Annotated in this window: 17 protein-coding genes and 2 pseudogenes; 12 read left to right on the forward strand and 7 right to left on the reverse strand. The window is 60.0% G+C overall.

Annotated features, from left to right (window positions below; translation table 11 throughout):
* Positions 1-293: 293 nt before the first annotated feature.
* From D8U60_RS05490 to D8U60_RS05500, 3 genes are all read right to left on the reverse strand, one after another.
* A complete protein-coding gene (locus D8U60_RS05490) occupies positions 294-1,952 on the reverse strand; it encodes a cation acetate symporter (RefSeq protein WP_016771015.1) in 1,659 nt (552 codons plus the stop codon).
* Positions 1,949-2,260 carry a DUF485 domain-containing protein gene (locus D8U60_RS05495; protein ID WP_016771016.1) on the reverse strand — a complete coding sequence of 104 codons (312 nt, stop codon included), beginning with the start codon at positions 2,258-2,260 and terminating at the stop codon, positions 1,949-1,951. The genes D8U60_RS05490 and D8U60_RS05495 overlap by 4 nt, the downstream gene beginning before the upstream one ends.
* A 241-nt stretch (positions 2,261-2,501) precedes the next feature.
* Complete coding sequence (locus D8U60_RS05500; RefSeq protein ID WP_130899654.1) at positions 2,502-3,353, reverse strand: glycine betaine ABC transporter substrate-binding protein; 852 nt, start codon at positions 3,351-3,353, stop codon at positions 2,502-2,504.
* Between the two features lie 297 nt (positions 3,354-3,650).
* On the opposite strand from D8U60_RS05500, the gene D8U60_RS05510 reads away from it, so the two are divergent.
* Positions 3,651-5,246 (forward strand): beta (1-6) glucans synthase, encoded by a 1,596-nt coding sequence (locus tag D8U60_RS05510; protein WP_130899655.1) that lies wholly within the window; start codon positions 3,651-3,653, stop codon positions 5,244-5,246.
* A 94-nt stretch (positions 5,247-5,340) separates the two neighbouring features.
* On the opposite strand, the gene D8U60_RS05515 is transcribed toward D8U60_RS05510, so the two are convergent.
* Entirely contained in the window at positions 5,341-5,709 is a 369-nt protein-coding gene (locus tag D8U60_RS05515; protein WP_130899656.1) for a hypothetical protein, read from the reverse strand.
* A 224-nt stretch (positions 5,710-5,933) separates the two neighbouring features.
* Between D8U60_RS05515 and D8U60_RS05520 the strand changes: the two genes are divergently transcribed.
* Positions 5,934-7,232, forward strand: a complete 1,299-nt coding sequence (locus D8U60_RS05520; protein WP_016771020.1) for a serine protein kinase PrkA — start codon at positions 5,934-5,936, stop codon at positions 7,230-7,232.
* Positions 7,225-8,013, forward strand: coding sequence for a VacJ family lipoprotein (locus D8U60_RS05525; protein WP_024012144.1), 789 nt, complete (start codon positions 7,225-7,227; stop codon positions 8,011-8,013). The genes D8U60_RS05520 and D8U60_RS05525 overlap by 8 nt, the downstream gene beginning before the upstream one ends.
* Positions 8,014-8,140: 127 nt before the next feature.
* Here the strand turns inward: D8U60_RS05525 and D8U60_RS05530 are convergent, their stop codons facing one another.
* On the reverse strand, positions 8,141-9,055 hold the full coding sequence (locus tag D8U60_RS05530) for a DUF808 domain-containing protein (protein ID WP_130899657.1): 915 nt from the start codon (positions 9,053-9,055) through the stop codon (positions 8,141-8,143).
* A gap of 135 nt (positions 9,056-9,190) precedes the next feature.
* Here D8U60_RS05530 and D8U60_RS05535 point away from each other — a divergent pair, with 135 nt between their 5' ends.
* A complete protein-coding gene (locus D8U60_RS05535; RefSeq protein ID WP_042607576.1) occupies positions 9,191-9,796 on the forward strand; it encodes a TetR/AcrR family transcriptional regulator in 606 nt (201 codons plus the stop codon).
* A gap of 131 nt (positions 9,797-9,927) precedes the next feature.
* Here the strand turns inward: D8U60_RS05535 and D8U60_RS05540 are convergent.
* Both D8U60_RS05540 and D8U60_RS05545 read right to left on the reverse strand, forming a co-directional pair.
* A pseudogene (locus D8U60_RS05540) lies at positions 9,928-10,383 on the reverse strand (transposase); the annotation flags it as partial.
* Positions 10,384-10,592: 209 nt separating this feature from the next.
* Complete coding sequence (locus tag D8U60_RS05545; protein ID WP_130899658.1) at positions 10,593-11,033, reverse strand: heme-binding protein; 441 nt, start codon at positions 11,031-11,033, stop codon at positions 10,593-10,595.
* A 268-nt stretch (positions 11,034-11,301) separates the two neighbouring features.
* On the opposite strand from D8U60_RS05545, the gene gcl reads away from it, so the two are divergent.
* The 8 genes and pseudogenes from gcl to D8U60_RS05585 form a co-directional block, all read left to right on the forward strand.
* Positions 11,302-13,077, forward strand: a complete 1,776-nt coding sequence (gcl, locus tag D8U60_RS05550) for a glyoxylate carboligase (RefSeq protein ID WP_042607573.1) — start codon at positions 11,302-11,304, stop codon at positions 13,075-13,077.
* A gap of 209 nt (positions 13,078-13,286) precedes the next feature.
* A complete protein-coding gene (hyi, locus tag D8U60_RS05555; protein ID WP_056783872.1) occupies positions 13,287-14,069 on the forward strand; it encodes a hydroxypyruvate isomerase in 783 nt (260 codons plus the stop codon).
* A 119-nt stretch (positions 14,070-14,188) separates the two neighbouring features.
* Positions 14,189-15,082 (forward strand): 2-hydroxy-3-oxopropionate reductase, encoded by an 894-nt coding sequence (locus tag D8U60_RS05560; RefSeq protein ID WP_056783869.1) that lies wholly within the window; start codon positions 14,189-14,191, stop codon positions 15,080-15,082.
* Between the two features lie 162 nt (positions 15,083-15,244).
* Positions 15,245-16,519, forward strand: coding sequence for a glycerate kinase (locus tag D8U60_RS05565; protein WP_130899659.1), 1,275 nt, complete (start codon positions 15,245-15,247; stop codon positions 16,517-16,519).
* A complete protein-coding gene (gene pyk / locus D8U60_RS05570) occupies positions 16,516-17,931 on the forward strand; it encodes a pyruvate kinase (RefSeq protein WP_110601122.1) in 1,416 nt (471 codons plus the stop codon). The genes D8U60_RS05565 and pyk overlap by 4 nt, the downstream gene beginning before the upstream one ends.
* A 212-nt stretch (positions 17,932-18,143) precedes the next feature.
* Positions 18,144-19,058 (forward strand): urea transporter, encoded by a 915-nt coding sequence (locus D8U60_RS05575; RefSeq protein WP_130899660.1) that lies wholly within the window; start codon positions 18,144-18,146, stop codon positions 19,056-19,058.
* A 21-nt stretch (positions 19,059-19,079) separates the two neighbouring features.
* Entirely contained in the window at positions 19,080-19,904 is an 825-nt protein-coding gene (locus D8U60_RS05580; protein ID WP_016771032.1) for an ion transporter, read from the forward strand.
* 104 nt (positions 19,905-20,008) lie between these two features.
* Positions 20,009-20,148 (forward strand): annotated as a pseudogene (locus tag D8U60_RS05585) (sulfate ABC transporter substrate-binding protein); the annotation flags it as partial.

Here is a 20,148-nt window from a genome sequence, read left to right on the forward strand (position 1 = left end):
AGGTGCAGCGAAGCAAACCGGAGCCGCTGCGCCCGGATCAGTCCCGGAGCGAAGGAACCCGAGCCTGCGAGGGCTGAACGTAGGAGCAAGCCTTTTGGGTTACCTTTTTGCTGGGCCGGCACTCCGGCGTTTGGAAAAGGTGACTCGCCGTAAGGGCAAAACCCTAAGCCGCCGTTACCGCAGCAACGGATATACACACCAAACCAACCGATAACCGCCCACAAAAAAACGCCCCAATCTCTCAATCAGGGCGTTTTCTTGCAGCTTGCAGCTTGCAGCTTACAGCTGATCTCTTAGTGCGAAACCGCCCCACTCGCCCCCAACCCGGTCTGCGAACGCACAAACTGCGGGAAGAACAGCGCCCGCTCATTGTCCGCAGCCGCCGACTTGTCGGTAATCGAGAAGAACCAGATCCCGATGAACGCAATCATCATCGAGAACAGCGCCGGATACTCGTAAGGGAAGATCGCCTTCTCGTGATGCAGAATCTGCACCCAGATGGTCGGGCCGAGGATCATCAGACCAACAGCACTCACCAGACCCAGCCAGCCACCAATCATCGCGCCGCGAGTGGTCAGCTTCTTCCAGTACATCGAAAGCAGCAGTACCGGGAAGTTGCAGCTCGCCGCGATGGAGAACGCCAGGCCGACCATGAACGCAATGTTCTGGCTTTCGAACAGAATGCCCAGACCAATCGCCAGCACCGCCAGGGCGATAGTGGTGATCTTCGACACGCGAATCTCATCCTTCTCGTTTGCTTTGCCCTTCTTGATGACACTGGCGTACAGGTCGTGAGAAACCGCCGAAGCACCCGCCAGCGTCAGACCGGCTACCACAGCCAGAATGGTCGCGAACGCCACTGCCGAGATGAAGCCAAGGAAGATGCTGCCGCCCACCGCGTTGGCCAGGTGCACCGCCGCCATGTTGTTGCCGCCGAGCAAGGCGCCCGCTGCATCTTTGAAGGCCGGATTGGTGCTGACCAGCAGGATCGCGCCGAAGCCGATGATGAAGGTCAGGATGTAGAAGTAGCCAATGAAACCGGTAGCGTACAGCACGCTCTTGCGCGCTTCCTTGGCGTCACTCACGGTGAAGAAGCGCATCAGAATGTGCGGCAGGCCAGCGGTACCGAACATCAGCGCCAGACCCAGCGAGAATGCCGAGATCGGATCCTTCACCAGACCGCCGGGACTCATGATTGCCTCACCCTTGGCGTGAACCTTGATCGCTTCGGAGAACAGCGTGTTGAAGTCGAAGCCCACGTGCTTCATCACCATCAGCGCCATAAACGAGGCACCGGACAGCAGCAACACTGCCTTGATGATCTGCACCCAAGTGGTCGCGAGCATGCCGCCGAACAGCACGTACATGCACATCAGCACGCCGACCAGAATCACCGCAACGTGGTAATCGAGGCCGAACAGCAGCTGGATCAGCTTGCCGGCACCGACCATTTGCGCGATCAGGTAGAACGCCACCACCACCAGCGAACCGCAGGCGGACAGGGTGCGAATCTGGGTTTGCCCGAGGCGGTAGGACGCCACGTCGGCAAAGGTGTATTTACCCAGGTTGCGCAGGCGTTCGGCGATCAGGAACAGAATGATCGGCCAGCCCACGAGGAAGCCGATCGAGTAGATCAGGCCATCGTAACCGGAGGTGAACACCAGCGCGGAAATACCCAGGAAGGACGCCGCCGACATGTAGTCGCCAGCGATCGCCAGGCCGTTCTGGAAACCGGTGATCTTGCCGCCCGCCGCATAATAATCGGCGGCCGAATTGTTTTTCTTCGAAGCCCAGTAGGTGATGTACAACGTCGCGCCGACGAAGGCCACGAACATCAGGATCGCCGGGATGTTCAGCGGCTGTTTGGCCACCTCCCCCGTCAACGCGTCAGCCGCCCAGACACTCGGCGCGAAAGCCGCAACACTCAATAGAGCCAGTAGACGCCGGATCATTGCTGAGCCTCCTTGAGAATCGCATTGTTCAGGTCGTCGAACTCGCCATTGGCGCGGCGCACGTAGATACCGGTCAGGACGAAGGCTGAAATGATCAGGCCGACACCGATCGGGATGCCCCAGGTGATCGAGGATTCAGGACTGAGTTTCGCCCCGAGCACGTGCGGCCCGTATGCGATCAGCAGGATGAATGCGGAGTACAGCCCGAGCATGATTGCCGAGAGAATCCAGGCGAATCGTTCCCTTTTCTGAACCAGCTCCTTGAATCGGGGACTGTTTTGAATCGAGAGGTAAATGCTGTCGTTCATTGTTTTTATCCTCGCAGCACAAATTATTGTTGGAACGTAGCTAATGTATGCGGCTGCGAGAGAGGTTCCAGACGACCTTAGTAGTAGATGGCCATGATGTTTTGGCCATTTTCAAGCACACACAAAAACAACTGTGGGAGCGAGCCTGCTCGCGAAGGCGTCGTATCAGTCGATATCGCATCAACTGACAGATTGCATTCGCGAGCAGGCTCGCTCCCACAGGGGTGTGGCGGTGTTTAAATTATTTGGTCCAGTCAGCTACACGATCCGGGTGTTTGGCCACCCAGTCCTTGGCCGCAGCATCAGGCTTGGCGCCGTCCTGAATCGCCAGCATGACCTCGCCGATTTCGTCTTTCGACGCCCACTGGAAGTTTTTCAGGAACTTGGCCACTTCCGGCGCCTTGGCGTCCAGGCCTTTGCTGCCGATGCTGTTCACGGTTTCAGCCTGGCCATACACGCCTTTCGGGTCGTCGAGGAAGCGCAGTTTCCACTTGGCGAACATCCAGTGCGGCACCCAACCGGTGACGGCGATGGATTCGTTTTTCTTCTCGGCGCGGGTCAGCTCGGCAATCATGCCGGCGCCGGAACTGGCCTTGAGGCTGTACTTGTCCAGACCGTAATCCTTGATCGCCTGATCGGTCTTGAGCATTACGCCTGAACCGGCGTCGATGCCGACAATACGGTTTTTGAAGGTGTCGTCGGTTTTCAGGTCTTCGATCGATTTGGCTTTGACGTACTCCGGCACGATCAGGCCGATCTTCGCGTCCTTGAAGTTCGGGCCGTAATCGACGACCTGATCCTTGTTTTTCGTCCAATAGTCACCGTGGGTCACGGGCAGCCAGGCCGAGAGCATCGCGTCGAGTTTGCCGGTGGCCACGCCCTGCCACATGATCCCGGTGGCGACGGCCTGCAGCTTCACGTCATAACCGAGTTTCTGTTTGATCACTTCGGCCGCCACGTGAGTGGTCGCGACGCTGTCGGACCAGCCGTCAACGTAACCGATGTTCAGGGTCTGTTTTTCAGCGTTGGCGAAAGTGGAACTCATCGCAAGCGCCAGAGCGGCACCTGCGCTTAAAAGTCGTCGCATCTTCATCGTTTACTTCCCCGAAATGCTGCGCCCGACGGATGCCGGGCATCGTCAACGTATTGTTATGGTGCACAGCGCCCCCATCACGCCGGACCTCACACACCGAACATCAGCCGATTTTTCAAAAAGGGTACTGATGGTTTGATCATCAACCTCAAGCGGCCGGCGACCTGCTCTGTCAGCGACCTCAAGGCAGCGAGAAACGACATCAGAAAGCCATTAATCAAGCGAGATTAATTGACGCCAGACAATCCGCCCGAACTTTGCATGTACAACGCCTGCGAGCCACCTGCCCTTGTATAAATGCAGGTAACATGCGTCGCTTTGCAGCCACTCGGCCTGACCATGTCCGCAACGTCCCGATTTCCTTTTCTGCCTTATCTGTTCGCCTGCCTGCTCGGGCTCCTGGCCCTTGGCGGTTTCTGGTATGGCCTCGGCCAACCGGTGATCTTGCCGGACGCTGCAACGCCGACACACAAATTGCAGTGCGCCTCCTATACGCCGTTCGACAAGGACCAATCGCCGTTCGACGTGCCGTTCAAATTGCGCCCCGAGCGCATGGACGCCGACCTCGCGCTGCTGGCGACGCGCTTTGAATGCATCCGCACCTACTCGATGACCGGGCTCGAAGCCCTGCCCGATCTGGCGCGCAAACACGGTCTGAAGTTGATGATCGGCGCCTGGGTCAACAGCAACCCGATCGACACCGAGCAGGAAGTCGAGCTGCTGATCAAATCGGCCAATGCCAACCCCGACGTGGTCACAGCCGTAATCGTCGGCAACGAAGCGCTGCTGCGCAAAGAGGTCACCGGCGCGCAACTGGCCCGGCTGATCAACAAGGTCAAAAGCCAGGTCAAGCAACCGGTGACCTACGCCGATGTCTGGGAATTCTGGCTCAAGCATCCGGAAATCGCCCCGGCCGTGGACTTTCTGACCATTCACCTGCTGCCGTACTGGGAAGACGATCCGTCGAACATCGACGTGGCGCTGCGGCATGTGGCGGATGTGCGTCAGGTGTTCGGCAACAAGTTCGCGCCCAAAGACGTGATGATTGGCGAAACCGGCTGGCCGAGCGAAGGCCGTCAGCGTGAAACAGCCGTACCGAGCCGGGTCAACGAGGCAAAATTCATTCGTGGCTTTGTGGCGATGGCCGAGCAGGAAGGCTGGCGTTACAACCTGATCGAAGCCTTCGATCAACCGTGGAAGCGCGGCAGTGAAGGCGCGGTCGGCGGCTACTGGGGCCTGTTCGATGCCGATCGGCAGGACAAAGGCGTACTCGCTGGGCCGGTGAGCAACGTGCCGTACTGGAAAGAATGGCTGGCGGTAGGCGGATTGATTTTCCTTGGCACGCTGATGCTTGGTGGACGCGTGCGCAGCACACGTTCGGCGCTTGTGCTGCCACTGCTGGGCGCCGTCGCTGCTTGCTCGATTGGCGCCTGGGGCGATCTGGCTCGATTGACCACACGATTTGCCGGGGAATGGCTGTGGGTCGGCTTGCTGACCGGGTTGAATCTGTTGGTGCTCGCGCATGCCGCGCTGACGTTGAGCGCACGCAACGGTTGGCGCGCGCGAGCCTTCGAGTTCCTCGAGCGGCGCGCCGGCTGGCTGGTCGCGGCGGCCGGTTTTGCCGCGGCGGTGATGATGCTGGAGATGGTCTTCGATCCGCGTTATCGCAGTTTCGCCAGCATGGCGTTCGTCCTGCCGGCGCTGGTCTACCTGTGCCGCCCGGTGAGCGTGCCGCGCCGGGAGATTGCTCTGCTGACCTTTATCGTCGGAGCCGGGATTGCACCGCAGTTATATCAGGAAGGGCTGCTGAATCAGCAGGCGTGGGGCTGGGCGCTGGTGAGTGGTTTGATGGTGGTGGCGTTGTGGCGCTGCCTGCGGGTTCGCAGAGGCTGAGCAAGAGCAAGATCAAAAGATCGCAGCCTTCGGCAGCTCCTACAGGTGTACGGCATGCAACTGTAGGAGCTGCCGAAGGCTGCGATCTCTTCTGTCACGCGCTGCGTGAGGATCTGACCAGGCGCAACCCGGCAATCACCACCGCAAACACCGCCAACGTCGTGTTGTACAACGCCAACGCCGGCAGGCCGAACACCAGCGCCAGCACCGCCAGCGACCACCCTGCCCGTCCCGGCACGACAAATGCCAATACCGCAGCACCCACCGCCGCCCAGCCCAACACCCTGAAATGGATCATCAGCCCCAGATTCGACCGCACCAGGCATTCCCAACGACTGGCCTCGTCGACGCAGATGCCCACCCACTGCCCGTCTTCCATGAAGCCATAGCGCGCGGCATAACTGGCGGCCAGCCATAGCGGCAACAAAACAAGCAGCACAATCACGGGCAAGCGGCGGGACATGGGGCACTCCAATCTGCGGAAATCGGCGGCCAGCTTAATCTGCCGACCGGCATTCGCAAGCACTAACAACTGTTAACTGTTCAGCAAGCCCTCGCAACGTGTATCGTCCAGCTACTATTACCCCTAATTCCGCCTGTTTGGTGCCGCAGCATGGCACTTTGGCGCACGGCCGGTGGTCATAGCCTGCGAACTTCAATCGGCACCTTCCTCTAAGGGATCTAGTCATGCTCCGTTCCTTGCGCTTCGCCGCGCTGTTCAGCGGCCTTATCTTGAGTGCGTCCGCGCTGGCGGTGGATATCGACGCCGCCAGCTATGGCTACCCGCTGACCAACCCGTTCGAGGCGACGATCGCCACGACACCGCCGGATCTGCGTCCGGAGTTGCCGCTGGACGACGACATCAATCAAACGGACCGCAGCCTCACCCTGCGCCCGGAGCGTGAATTCCAGCTGCCGGACAATTTCTGGGCAGTGAAGAAGCTCACTTACCGCATCGCCACGCAGGACAAACCGGCGCCGCTGATCTTCCTGATCGCCGGCACCGGTGCGCGCTTTGACAGCACGCTCAACGAATACCTGAAAAAGCTGTATTACAAGGCCGGCTACCATGTCGTGCAGTTGTCGTCGCCGACCAGCTTCGACTTCATCAGCGCCGCCTCGCGTTTCGCCACCCCGGGCGTGACCAAGGAAGATGCCGAAGACATGTATCGGGTGATGCAGGCCGTGCGGGCGCAGAATCCGAAACTGCCGGTCACCGAGTACTATCTGACCGGTTACAGCCTCGGCGCCCTCGATGCTGCATTCGTCGCGCATCTGGACGAGACGCGCCGCAGTTTCAATTTCAAGAAAGTCCTGCTGCTGAACCCGCCGGTCAACCTCTATACCTCGGTGACCAACCTCGACAAGCTGGTACAGACCGAGGTGAAAGGCATCAACAACAGCACCACCTTCTATGAACTGGTACTGAGCAAGCTGACCCGCTACTTCCAGCAGAAAGGCTACATCGACCTCAACGATGCGCTGCTGTATGACTTCCAGCAGTCCAAGCAGCACCTGACCAACGAACAGATGGCCATGCTGATTGGCACGTCGTTCCGCTTCTCGGCGGCCGACATTGCCTACACCTCGGACCTGGTCAACCGTCGCGGCCTGATCACCCCGCCGAAATTCCCGATCACCGAAGGCACCAGCCTCACGCCGTTCCTCAAGCGTGCGCTGCAATGCGATTTCGACTGCTACATCACCGAGCAGGTCATTCCGATGTGGCGCGCGCGCACTGACGGCGGCAGCCTGCTGCAACTGATCGATCAGGTCAGCCTGTATGCGCTCAAGGATTACCTGCACGACAGCCCTAAAATCGCCGTCATGCACAACGCCGACGACGTCATCCTCGGCCCTGGCGACCTGGGCTTCCTGCGTAAAACCTTCGGTGATCGCCTGACCGTTTATCCACTGGGCGGCCACTGCGGCAACCTTAACTATCGCGTCAACAGCGACGCCATGCTGGAGTTCTTCCGTGGCTAAATATCTCCTGCTGATTGCAGCGTTCCTCTGTGCAGGCGTGGCCCAGGCCGACAACAGTAAAGCCGATGCCCCGGTAGTGGTCGACAGCGACGGCTTCAAGGAACCGCTGACCAAACTCAAGTTCAACCCGGGCCTGGACCAGCGCGAGTTCGAACGTTCGACGCTCAACGCGCTGAACGTATATGACCCGCTGGAATCGTGGAACCGCCGGGTCTACCACTTCAACTACCGCTTCGACCAGTGGGTGTTCCTGCCGGTAGTCGATGGCTATCGCTACATCACGCCAAGCTTTGTGCGTACCGGGGTGAGCAACTTCTTCAACAACATTGGTGACGTGCCGAACCTGGTCAACAGCCTGTTGCAGTTCAAGGGCCAGCGCTCGATGGAAACCACCGCGCGCCTGCTGCTCAACACCACGATTGGCATCGCCGGTCTGTGGGATCCGGCCACCGCCATGGGCCTGCCGCGCCAGAACGAGGACTTCGGGCAGACCCTGGGCTTCTACGGCGTACCGGGCGGCGCCTACTTCGTACTGCCGATCTTCGGCCCGTCGAACATCCGCGACACCGCAGGTCTGGCCGTGGATTACACCGCCGACACTGCGATCAACTTCCTCAACGTCGCGGAAGTCAGCTCCAACCACCCGGAAGTCTGGGCTTTGCGTGCGATCGACAAGCGCTACCAGACCAGCTTCCGCTACGGTCAGATGAACTCGCCGTTCGAGTACGAGAAAGTGCGGTACGTGTACACCGAAGCGCGCAAGTTGCAGATCGCCGAGTAAATCGGCTGCCGGAAAACACTGTGGGAGCGAGCCTGCTCGCGAACGCGGAGTATCAGTCTTTATCAATATTGACTGGACTACCGCATTCGCGAGCAGGCTCGCTCCCACATTTGTTATGCGTTGCTGATTAACCCTTCAGCGCTTTCCAGAGCTTGCCTACGACCGAAACCACCGCCAACACCGCTGCGCCAGCAATAATCCCCGCAACACCATTGAGCAGCATCGGCACGACGAACCCGGCGCTCCCTGCCGCTGCGCCAACACCTTCGATCCAGTGATGCAGCACCGGCACGCCATGGGTCAGGATGCCGCCGCCGACCAGGAACATCGCCGCCGTGCCGACCACCGACAGGGTTTTCATCATGTACGGCGCGGCGCTGAGAATGCCGCCGCCGATCTTTTTCGCCAGCTGCCCGGGCTTCTGCGTCAGCCACAGCCCGAGATCGTCGAGCTTGACGATGCCCGCCACCAAACCGTAAACGCCCACGGTCATGACGATGGCGATGCCGGACATGACCACCACTTGCTGCGTCAGCGAGGCATCTGCCACGGTGCCGAGGGTGATCGCAATGATTTCTGCCGAGAGAATGAAGTCAGTGCGGATCGCGCCTTTGATCTTGTCCTTCTCGAACGCCACCAGATCGGTCGCCGGATCGGCCACTGCTTCGGTCAACTGTGCGTGTTCTGCCTCGTCTTCCTCTTTGCTGTGCAGAAACTTGTGCGCGAGCTTCTCGAAACCCTCGAAGCACAGGTACGCGCCGCCGACCATCAACAGTGGTGTCACCAGCCACGGTACGAAAGCGCTGATCGCCAATGCCGACGGCACGAGGATCAGCTTGTTGACGAACGAGCCCTTGGCCACCGCCCAGACCACGGGAATTTCCCGCTCGGCGCGCACGCCCGAAACCTGCTGGGCATTGAGCGCCAGATCATCACCGAGCACCCCGGCGGTCTTCTTCGCGGCCATCTTGGTCATCAATGCAACGTCATCCAGAACGGTGGCGATGTCATCGATCAGCACCAGCAAACTGCTTCCTGCCATGAATCCTGTTTCCTTCTGTGTATGAATGTTGCCAAGCATAACGCGACCGCCGGCCACAGGCTGTATTGTTGAGCGCCGCTCAAGGCCGGTGCTACCATGCGCCACCGCCAGAACAGGCAAGGAACCACCGGGTTTATGAGCACAATCCGCGAGCGTAACAAAGAACTGATCCTGCGCGCCGCCAGCGAAGAGTTTGCCGACAAGGGCTTCGCGGCGACCAAAACCAGCGACATCGCCGCCAAGGCGGGATTGCCCAAGCCCAACGTCTACTACTACTTCAAATCCAAGGAAAACCTCTACCGCGAGGTGCTGGAAAGCATCATCGAGCCGATTCTGCAGGCCTCGACCCCGTTCAACCCGGACGGCGTGCCGAGCGAGGTGCTGAGCGGCTACATCCGCTCGAAGATCCGCATCTCCCGCGACCTGCCCTACGCCTCCAAGGTGTTCGCCAGCGAAATCATGCACGGCGCCCCGCACCTGAGCGCCGACCTGGTCGAGCAGCTCAACGCCCAAGCCAAGCACAACATCGCCTGCATCCAGAGCTGGATCGACCGCGGCCAGATCGCCCCGATCGACCCCAACCACCTGATGTTCAGCATCTGGGCCGCGACCCAGACCTACGCCGACTTCGACTGGCAGATTTCCGCAGTGACCGGGAAGGACAAGCTGGATGAGGCTGATTATGAAGCGGCGGCGCAGACGATTATCCGGTTGGTGTTGAAGGGGTGTGAGCCGGACTGATACACCGAGGCGCGACTATCGCTGGCAAGCCAGCTCCCACAGATTTATGGGTTGGATTCGGAATCAATAAACAACATGGAATCCTGTGGGAGCTGGCTTGCCAGCGATGGCGGCAACTCGGTTTCATTTCTAATCCAAATGGTGTCCCACAACGGATAGTCGGCAATCGTATCTACCAGGCCCGCCCGCAATGGGTTGGCCACAACATAACGCGCCATTTTCTCCAGATTTTCTTCCCTCCTCAGCGCCCGATCATGAAAACCGTACTGCCAGAGCGGCCCGGTTCGACCTGTCGAACGGTTAACCTCCCGCGTACTGAGTGATTTGGTTTCTCGCATCAACTTGCTGAGTGAGCAATTTTCAAGCTCAACGAGCCAATGAAAATGGTCAGGCATGACAACCCATGCCAACGATTTCGCCAACCCCAGGTCATGTGCACGACAAAATTGCGCAACGACCAGTCTGCCCAAAGCGAAATCAGCAAATACCGGCTCGCGATCCAGTGTGTTGGTGGTGAGAAGGTAAATTCGATTCGGCTCTGCATAGCGGCCGATACGCAAGCGATGTGAAGCAGGAAAATCAGGCATTCCATTGCCCCTTTCATGATGAGTTCAGATGGAAGGCTAGACCTCAAAGCCAACTACAACGGAACAGTCTGTTTTCTTGATGTGTCAGCCAGACCGCCATCGCTGGCAAGCCAGCTCCCACAGGGATTTGTGTCGTGCATTTAATTGTTCAACGCAAAAACTTCTGGGAGCTGGCTTGGCGGCGATGACTATCGATCAAGCACCAGAGATCAGGAAACCACCCCGCCATCCGCCCTCAAATCCAGCGCTTCCACCGCTCTGATCGCCACCTGCTCATCCACATCCGACAAATCCCCACTGATCCCGATCGCGCCGAGCACTTCACCGGCCTGGTTGCGAATCAGCACGCCACCCGGTGCCGGCACTACGCTGCCGTGCCCCATGCTGTTCAACGACGAAAAAAACGCCGGGCGTTGTTGGGCGTCCTGGGCGAGCAGGCGGGAGCCTTTACCCAGGGCGATGGCGCCCCAGGCTTTGCCGATGGCGATGTCGGGGCGCAGCAGGCTGGCGCCGTCTTCGCGTTGCAGGGCGATCAAGTGGCCACCGGTATCGAGTACCGCGACAGTCAGCGGTGCGGCGTTGATGCCGCGTCCTGCGTTGATGGCTTCGCTGACCAGGTTGACTGCGACTTTCAAGGTTAAAGCGCTCATGGTGCCGTCCTCATTTTGTTATAGGGAAAGTCGTGGGACTGCGCGTTTGTGCCGCAGTCCGGTGACACAAATAGAACACAATGAGTTATATTTTTGTATACAATAATTCTCGAAAAGCGCCACATGCGACGAAAAGCCACAGCACAGCGGGCTTCCGACGAATGAAACAGGCGCTTGAGAAAATGGATTGACCTGCGCCGTCCGCCGTGAATACACTCTGCGCAAAGCCACTTGTATACAATTACAAAACGTAAAGAGGCACAAAACCATGAGCAAAATGAGAGCAATCGAAGCCGCCGTTCTGGTGATGCGCCGTGAAGGGGTTGATACCGCTTTTGGCATCCCGGGCGCAGCGATCAACCCGCTGTACTCCGCCTTGCAGAAGGTAGGTGGCATCGATCACGTCCTTGCTCGCCACGTTGAAGGCGCCTCGCACATGGCCGAGGGCTACACCCGCACCAAGGCCGGCAACATCGGCGTGTGCATCGGCACGTCCGGCCCTGCCGGTACCGACATGGTCACCGGGCTCTACAGCGCCTCGGCCGACTCGATTCCAATCCTCTGCATCACCGGTCAGGCACCCCGCGCCCGTATGCACAAGGAAGATTTCCAGGCTGTCGACATCACCAGCATCGTCAAGCCAGTGACCAAGTGGGCAACCACGGTTCTGGAGCCGGGCCAGGTGCCTTACGCGTTCCAGAAAGCCTTCTATGAAATGCGCTCCGGCCGTCCAGGCCCAGTGCTGATCGACCTGCCATTCGACGTGCAAATGGCCGAGATCGAATTCGACATCGACGCTTACCAACCGCTACCACTGGCCAAACCTACCGCAACCCGCGTGCAGGTCGAGAAAGCGTTGGCATTGCTGGATCAGGCCGAGCGTCCATTGCTGGTCGCAGGTGGTGGCATCATCAACGCCGACGCCAGCGATCTGCTGGTCGAGTTCGCCGAGCTGACCGGCATCCCTGTCATCCCGACCCTGATGGGCTGGGGCACCATCCCTGACGATCACCCGCTGATGGTCGGCATGGTTGGTCTGCAGACTTCGCACCGTTACGGCAACGCCACCATGCTGAAATCCGACGTGGTGCTGGGCATTGGTAACCGTTGGGCCAACCGTCACACCGGTTCGGTTGACGTGTACACCGAAGGTCGCAAGTTCATTCACGTCGACATCGAAGGCACGCAGATCGGCCGTGTGTTCACGCCGGATCTGGGCATCGTTTCCGACGCCGCGGCAGCGCTGACCGTGTTCATCGAAGTCGCCCGTGAATGGCAAGCCGCCGGCAAGCTGAAGAACCGCAGCGCCTGGCTGCAGGATTGCCAGCAGCGCAAGGCCAGCCTGCATCGCAAGACCCACTTCGACAACGTGCCGGTCAAGCCGCAGCGCGTTTATGAAGAAATGAACCAGGTGTTCGGCAAGGACACCTGCTACGTCAGCACCATTGGTCTGTCGCAGATTGCCGGCGCGCAGTTCCTGCACGTCTACAAGCCGCGTCACTGGATCAACTGCGGTCAGGCCGGCCCGTTGGGCTGGACCATTCCGGCGGCGCTGGGCGTGGTGAAGGCCGATCCGAACCGCAAAGTCGTGGCCCTGTCGGGGGACTATGATTTCCAGTTCATGATCGAAGAACTGGCGGTCGGCGCTCAGTTCAAACTGCCATACATCCACGTCGTGGTGAACAACTCGTACCTGGGCCTGATCCGTCAAGCCCAGCGCGGGTTCGAAATGGACTACTGCGTGCAGCTGTCCTTCGATAACCTGAATGCGCCGGAACTCAACGGTTACGGGGTTGACCACATCGCAGTCGCCGAAGGCCTCGGCTGTAAAGCGCTGCGTGTGTTCGAACCGTCGGAAATCGCCCCTGCCCTGCGCAAGGCCGAACAGATGATCGAAGAGTTCAAGGTGCCGGTGATCGTCGAGATCATTCTGGAGCGTGTGACCAACATCTCCATGGGTACCGAGATCAACGCGGTCAACGAGTTCGAAGACCTGGCACTGGTCGGCAATGACGCGCCGACGGCGATTTCGTTGCTTGATTAACTGCTGACCGCTCTCCCTGCGGGAGCGAGCCTGTGTGGTGAGGGGATTTATCCCCGTTAGGGCGCGAAGCGGCCTCAAAACCTGAAACCGCGATGTATCAGGTACACCGCATACAATGGTTTACGACTGCTTCGCAGCCGAACGGGGATAAATCCCCTCGCCACAGCTCGCTCCCACAGGGGACCTCACAAGATTTACGGGAGACCACCATGCCGCGTTTCGCAGCCAACCTGTCCATGCTGTTCACCGAACAGGATTTCCTTGCCCGTTTCGACGCCGCCGCCAAGGCCGGTTTCAGTGGCGTGGAATACCTGTTCCCGTACGACTTCAGCTCGGCTGAAATCAAGGCAAAACTCGAGGCCAACGGGCTGACCCAAGTGCTGTTCAACCTGCCGGCCGGTGACTGGGCCAAGGGCGAGCGCGGTATTGCCTGCCTGCCGGATCGGGTCGAAGAGTTCCGCGCCGGGGTTGATCTGGCGATCGCCTACGCACAAGTGCTGGGCAACACTCAGGTCAACTGCCTGGCCGGTATCCGCCCGCAAGGCGTTGACGATGCCACCGTGGAAAAGACCTTCGTCGCCAACCTCAAATACGCCGCCGACAAGCTGCAAGCGGTGGGCATCAAACTGGTGATGGAAGCGATCAACACCCGCGACATTCCCGGTTTCTACCTGAACAACACGGCGCAAGCCCTGTCGATTCGCGAACAGGTCGGCAGCGCCAATCTGTTCCTGCAATACGACATCTATCACATGCAAATCATGGAGGGCGATCTGGCCCGCACCCTGCAATCGCACCTGGGCGAGATCAACCATGTGCAGCTCGCGGACAACCCGGGGCGCAACGAGCCGGGCACTGGTGAGATCAACTACCGCTTCCTGTTCGAACACCTTGATCGCATCGGCTATCAGGGTTGGGTCGGTTGCGAGTACAAACCGCTGACCACCACCGAAGCGGGCTTGGGTTGGTTGAAATCACACAACGCAATCTGACTGACCACGCATTGCAAAAAATCTGGGGCAGCTGCGCTGCCCAACGGGGATAAATCCCCTCGCCACAAAAGCTCACCAGCCATGGGTTGGGGGCACGACAAAAACAAGAGGATTTTCTCATGGCTAAAATCGGATTCATCGGCACCGGCATCATGGGCCACCCAATGGCGGCGAACCTGCAGAAAGCCGGTCACAGCCTGTTCCTGTCGCAACACCACGACGCGGCCCCGGCCGATCTGGTCGCCGCTGGCGCCGTCGCCCTGGCCAACCCGCGTGAAGTAGCGCAGGAAGCCGAATTCATCATCGTCATGGTTCCGGATACCCCGCAGGTCGATGACGTGCTGTTCCGCGCCGACGGTGTTGCCGCCGGTATCGGCAAAGGCAAAGTGGTCATCGACATGAGCTCGATTTCGCCGACCGCGACCAAAGCCTTCGCCGCCAAAATCAACGAGAAAGGCGCGCAGTACCTCGACGCGCCAGTGTCCGGCGGTGAAGTCGGTGCCAAGGCCGCCACCCTGAGCATCATGGTCGGTGGCGACGCCGATGCCTTCGAACGCGCCCTGCCGCTGTTCCAGGCCATGGGCAAGAACATCACCCTGGTTGGTGGCAATGGCGATGGTCAGACCGCCAAAGTCGCGAACCAGATCATCGTTGCGCTGAACATCCAGGCCGTTGCCGAAGCCCTGCTGTTCGCCTCGAAAAACGGTGCCGATCCGGCCAAGGTGCGTGAAGCGCTGATGGGCGGTTTCGCTTCTTCGAAGATTCTCGAAGTGCACGGCGAGCGCATGATCAAAGGCACCTTCGACCCGGGCTTCCGCATCAGCCTGCACCAGAAGGACCTGAACCTGGCCCTGCAAGGCGCCAAGGAACTGAACATCAACCTGCCGAACACCGCCAATGCCCAGCAGGTATTCAGCACCTGCGCGGCCATCGGTGGCAGCAACTGGGACCACTCGGCGCTGATCAAGGGCCTTGAGCACATGGCCAATTTCTCGATTCGCGACAAAAAATAAACCCTGCCCCGTCGCTCGTTCCCACGCTCCGCGTGGGAATGCAGCCCGGGACGCTCCGCGTCCCTGCCGAAGCGGACGCAGAGCGTCCATTGAGGCATTCCCACGCAGAGCGTGGGAACGATCATCAGCATTAACCAAGAACAATAAGATTGGGAGCCCGCCATGTCGGTCGATCCGCAACAACTGCTGCGCGAGCTGTTTGCCACAGCCATCGACGCGGCCCATCCGAACCAAGTCCTCGAAACCCATTTGCCCGCCGATCGTACCGGCCGGGTGATCGTCATCGGCGCCGGCAAAGCCGCTGCTGCCATGGCGCAAGTGGTCGAGCGCTGCTGGGAGGGTGAAGTCACCGGCCTGGTGGTGACCCGCTACGGCCACGGCGCTCCATGCGAAAAAATCGAAGTGGTCGAAGCCGCGCACCCGGTGCCGGATGCGGCGGGTCTGGCCGTGGCCAAACGTGTGCTGGAGCTGGTCAGCAACCTGACTGAAGACGACCGCGTGATCTTCCTGCTCTCCGGCGGCGGCTCTGCCCTGCTCGCCCTGCCGGCTGAAGGCATCACCCTTGCCGATAAGCAGTCGATCAACAAAGCCCTGCTCAAATCCGGCGCAACCATCGGCGAGATGAACTGCGTGCGCAAGCACCTCTCGGCGATCAAGGGTGGCCGCCTCGGCAAGGCCTGCTGGCCGGCGACGATTTACACCTACGCGATTTCCGATGTGCCGGGCGACCTCGCCACCGTCATTGCATCCGGCCCGACCGTGGCCGACCCGAGCACTTCCGCCGAAGCACTGGCGATCATCAAACGCTATGGCATCGACATTCCAGCCTCCGTGCGCACCTGGCTGCAAAGTCCGCAATCGGAAACCGTCAAACCCGGCGATCCGAGTCTGGCGCGCAGTCATTTCCAGTTGATCGCCCGCCCGCAGCAATCGCTGGACGCGGCTGCGGTGAAATGCCGTCAGGCCGGTTTCAGCACCTTGATTCTCGGCGACCTCGAAGGCGAGTCCCGTGAAGTGGCGAAAGTTCACGCCGGCATCGCCCGACAGATCATCAACCACGGCCAGCCACTGGCGGCGCCCTGCGTGATTCTCTCCGGCGGTGAAACCACGGTAACCGTGCGCGGCAATGGCCGTGGCGGACGCAATGCCGAATTCCTCCTCAGCCTGACCGACAGCCTCAAGGGCCAGCCCGGCGTCTACGCGCTGGCCGGCGACACCGATGGCATCGACGGCTCGGAAGACAACGCCGGCGCGATCATGACCCCGGACAGCTACGCCCGCGCCGCCGCCCTCGGTTTGAGCGCCAGCGACGAGCTGGATAACAACAACGGCTACGGCTACTTCCAGGCGCTCGATGCGCTGATCGTCACCGAGCCGACCCGCACCAACGTCAACGACTTCCGCGCCATTCTGATCCTTGAGAACTGCAAATCATGACGCCTGATAAAAAGGTCAAAATCCTCGCCACCCTCGGCCCCGCCGTCGACGGTATCAACGACATCCGCGAGCTGGTCGAGGCCGGGGTGAATATCTTCCGCCTGAACTTCAGCCACGGCGATCACGCCGACCACGCCAAGCGCTATCAATGGATCCGCGAAGTCGAGCGTCAGCTCAACTACCCGCTGGGCATTCTGATGGATCTGCAGGGGCCGAAACTGCGCGTCGGCAAGTTCGCTGACGGCAAGGTGCAGTTGCATCGCGGTCAAGCGTTTCGCTTGGATCTTGATACGACAGCTGGCGATGAACGCCGGGTCAACCTGCCGCATCCGGAGATCATTGCCGCGCTGGAAGCCGGCATGGATCTGCTGCTCGACGACGGCAAGCTGCGCCTGCGCGTGGTCACCAAGTACGCCGATGCGATCGACACCACCGTGCTCAACGGCGGCGAACTGTCTGATCGCAAAGGTGTGAACGTGCCGCAAGCGGTGCTCGACCTGAGCCCGTTGACCGCCAAGGATCGCCGCGATCTGAGCTTCGGCCTGGAATTGGGTGTGGACTGGGTCGCGCTGTCGTTCGTGCAGCGCCCGCAGGACATTGTCGAAGCCCGCGCATTGATCGGCGACAAGGCATTTCTGATGGCGAAAATCGAGAAGCCTTCGGCGGTCGAGCAACTGCGTGAGATTGCTGAGTTGAGCGACGCCATCATGGTCGCTCGCGGTGATCTTGGTGTGGAAGTGCCGGCGGAAAGCGTGCCGCAGATTCAGAAAAACATCATCACCACCTGCCGTGCGCTGGGCAAACCGGTGGTGGTGGCGACGCAGATGCTCGAGTCAATGCGTTTCTCCCCTGCCCCAACCCGTGCCGAGGTGACTGACGTCGCCAACGCCGTGGCCGAAGGCGCCGATGCGGTGATGCTCTCGGCGGAAACCGCGTCCGGTGAGTACCCGCTGGAAGCCGTGCAGATGATGAGCAAGATCATCCGTCAGGTTGAGAACGGCCCGGATTATCAGACCCAGCTCGACGTCAGTCGACCGAAAGCCGAGGCGACGGTTTCCGATGCGATCAGCTGTGCGATCCGCCGGATCAGCAACGTGCTGCCGGTGGCGGTGCTGGTCAATTACAGCGAGTCCGGCGCCTCGACGTTGCGCGCATCGCGGGAACGGCCGAAAGCACCGATCCTCAATCTGACGCCGAACCTGCAAACCGCGCGGCGCTTGAGCGTGGCGTGGGGCATTCATTCGGTGGTCAACGATCGCCTGCGTCAGGTCGACGAAGTCTGCTCGACCGCACTGGAGATTGCTCAGGCGCAAGGCATGGCCGAGCGTGGCGACACGCTGCTGATTACCGCTGGCGTGCCGTTCGGGCAGCCGGGATCGACCAATTCGCTGCGCATTGAGACGTTGATCTGACCCACCCTAAAAGTGGGTGCATAAGCTTGTGGCGAGGGGATTTATCCCCGTTGGGCTGCGAAGCGGCCCCCCATCGGAGAATGCGGTTTCTCTGTGGAAACCGTCACACCCTCAAAAAGCGACGACTGCTGCGCAGCCGAACGGGGATAAATCCCCTCGCCACAGGGACTTGCAAGACCTTTTGATGTTCCAACTGCCCAGATTTTCTCAACATGCCTGCCAATCACTTCAACACCCACTGCCCCGACTGGGCCGAGGCTTTGCTCAACGGTTTCAGTCAGATTTTCTTTCAGCGCCACCCGCTGTGCGGCCTGCTGTGTCTGTTGGCGATTCTGCTGACCGCGCCGGTGCTGTTCGCCGGCGCGCTGCTTGGTGGCGTCGCCGGTCTGCTCACCGCGCAACGGCGCAACTACGCCAAGGCCGATCGCCAGGCCGGGCTGTTCAGCTACAACGGCGTGCTGCTCGGTCTGCTGCTGAGCCTGTATTTCCCTTGGTCGCCACTGCTGCCGCCGTTGATTCTTGCAGCGGGCGGCTTGAGCGCGATGCTCACTCAGCAATGGCTCAAACATGTGTACCGCAGTCGCGCCATACCAGCGTATACCTCGCCGTTCGTGGCGCTCAGCTGGGTGCTACTGGTGTTCGCCGAGCCGTTCGCGCCAGCGGCATCGGTCGACCTGAACACGACAAATCTGCTCACCGCTGAACTGCGCGGATTTGGCCAGGTGATGTTCCTCGACCATCCATTGGCCGGGGCGTTGATCGTCAGCGGTTTGCTGCTCGCCGATCGCCGTGCGTTCTGCTGGGCGCTGCTGGCGTCGGCGATCGGCCTCGGTTCCAGCCTGCTGCACCACGAAACCTCCGCCGCACTGCTCGGGCTCGGTGGCTATAACGCCGTACTCGCCGCCCTCGCCTTCAGCGCTCAGCGACAAAATCCGTGGCTGCCGCTGCTCGCCATTGTCCTGGCGCTGCTGGTGACGCCGCTGTTTGCCGCCCTTGGATTGGCGACGCTGACCGCGCCGTTCATCCTCGCCTGCTGGTTGATCCGGGCTGGCATTCAAATGCTTGGCAAAGCTTCGCTCGCGCATGAGTCTTGCGCTCACGAGGAGAATCACCCTAGGCTGCGCTGATCTTCGATTCAGGCGTTATCCATGGACAGCAGCAACAATTGGCGCGAACGGCTTTACGTCATGATTTTCCAGAGCGACACCCCGGCCGGGCGTCGCTTCGACGGCATCCTGCTGGTGATCATCCTCGCCAGCCTGGTGATCGTGATGCTCGACAGTATCGACAGCATTCACCGTAATTACGCCGACGTTCTGGCCTATATCGAGTGGGGCTTCACGGCGATTTTCCTCGGCGAGTACATCCTGCGTCTGTACTGCTCGCCCAAGCCGCTGCGCTATGCCTTCAGCTTTTATGGCCTGGTGGATCTGCTGGCGATCGTGCCGGGCATCCTCGCGCTGTACTACAGCGATGCGCAGTATCTGCTGATCATCCGCATCATTCGGATGCTGCGGATTTTCCGCGTGCTCAAGCTCAGCCCGTATCTCAAGCAAGCCAACTATCTGATGTCGGCGCTGCGTGGCAGCAAGCAGAAAATCGTCGTGTTTCTGGTCAGCGTGTGCACGCTGGTGACGGTGTTCGGCACGCTGATGTACGTGATCGAAGGCCCGGAACATGGCTTCACCAGCATTCCCAAAGGCATCTATTGGGCGATCGTGACTTTGACCACTGTGGGTTTCGGCGACATCGTGCCGAAGACGCCGCTGGGCCAGGTGATTTCGTCGCTGGTGATGATCACCGGTTACTCGATCATCGCCGTACCCACGGGTATTTTTACCGCAGAACTGGCCAATGCCATGCGCGGCGAGCAGCTGCAACATGACTGCCCGGGCTGTCAGAAAAAGACCCACGAGCAGAGCGCAGCGTTCTGTTCGCGCTGCGGCAGTCAGCTGTTCAAGAAAGTGGAATAAGCACAGAGCTTTTTAATCTTTAAGCGACTATGCCAGGCCCGCTATAGTCGCTGGCAAATCGCCTAACTTTTGACACGACACCCCCACAGAACAAGGAATGCGCAGTGAAAAAACTCTTTGGCGCCTCACTTCTCGCCGCCGGCCTGGCCTTGGCCAACATCGCCCAGGCAGCACCGACGCTGCTCAACGTTTCCTACGACGTGATGCGCGATTTCTACAAGGACTACAACACTGCGTTCCAGAA

Origin of the sequence: Pseudomonas sp. Sample_11 (assembly GCF_004307505.1) — a bacterium.
In the GTDB taxonomy this organism is placed as follows: domain Bacteria; phylum Pseudomonadota; class Gammaproteobacteria; order Pseudomonadales; family Pseudomonadaceae; genus Aquipseudomonas; species Aquipseudomonas atacamensis.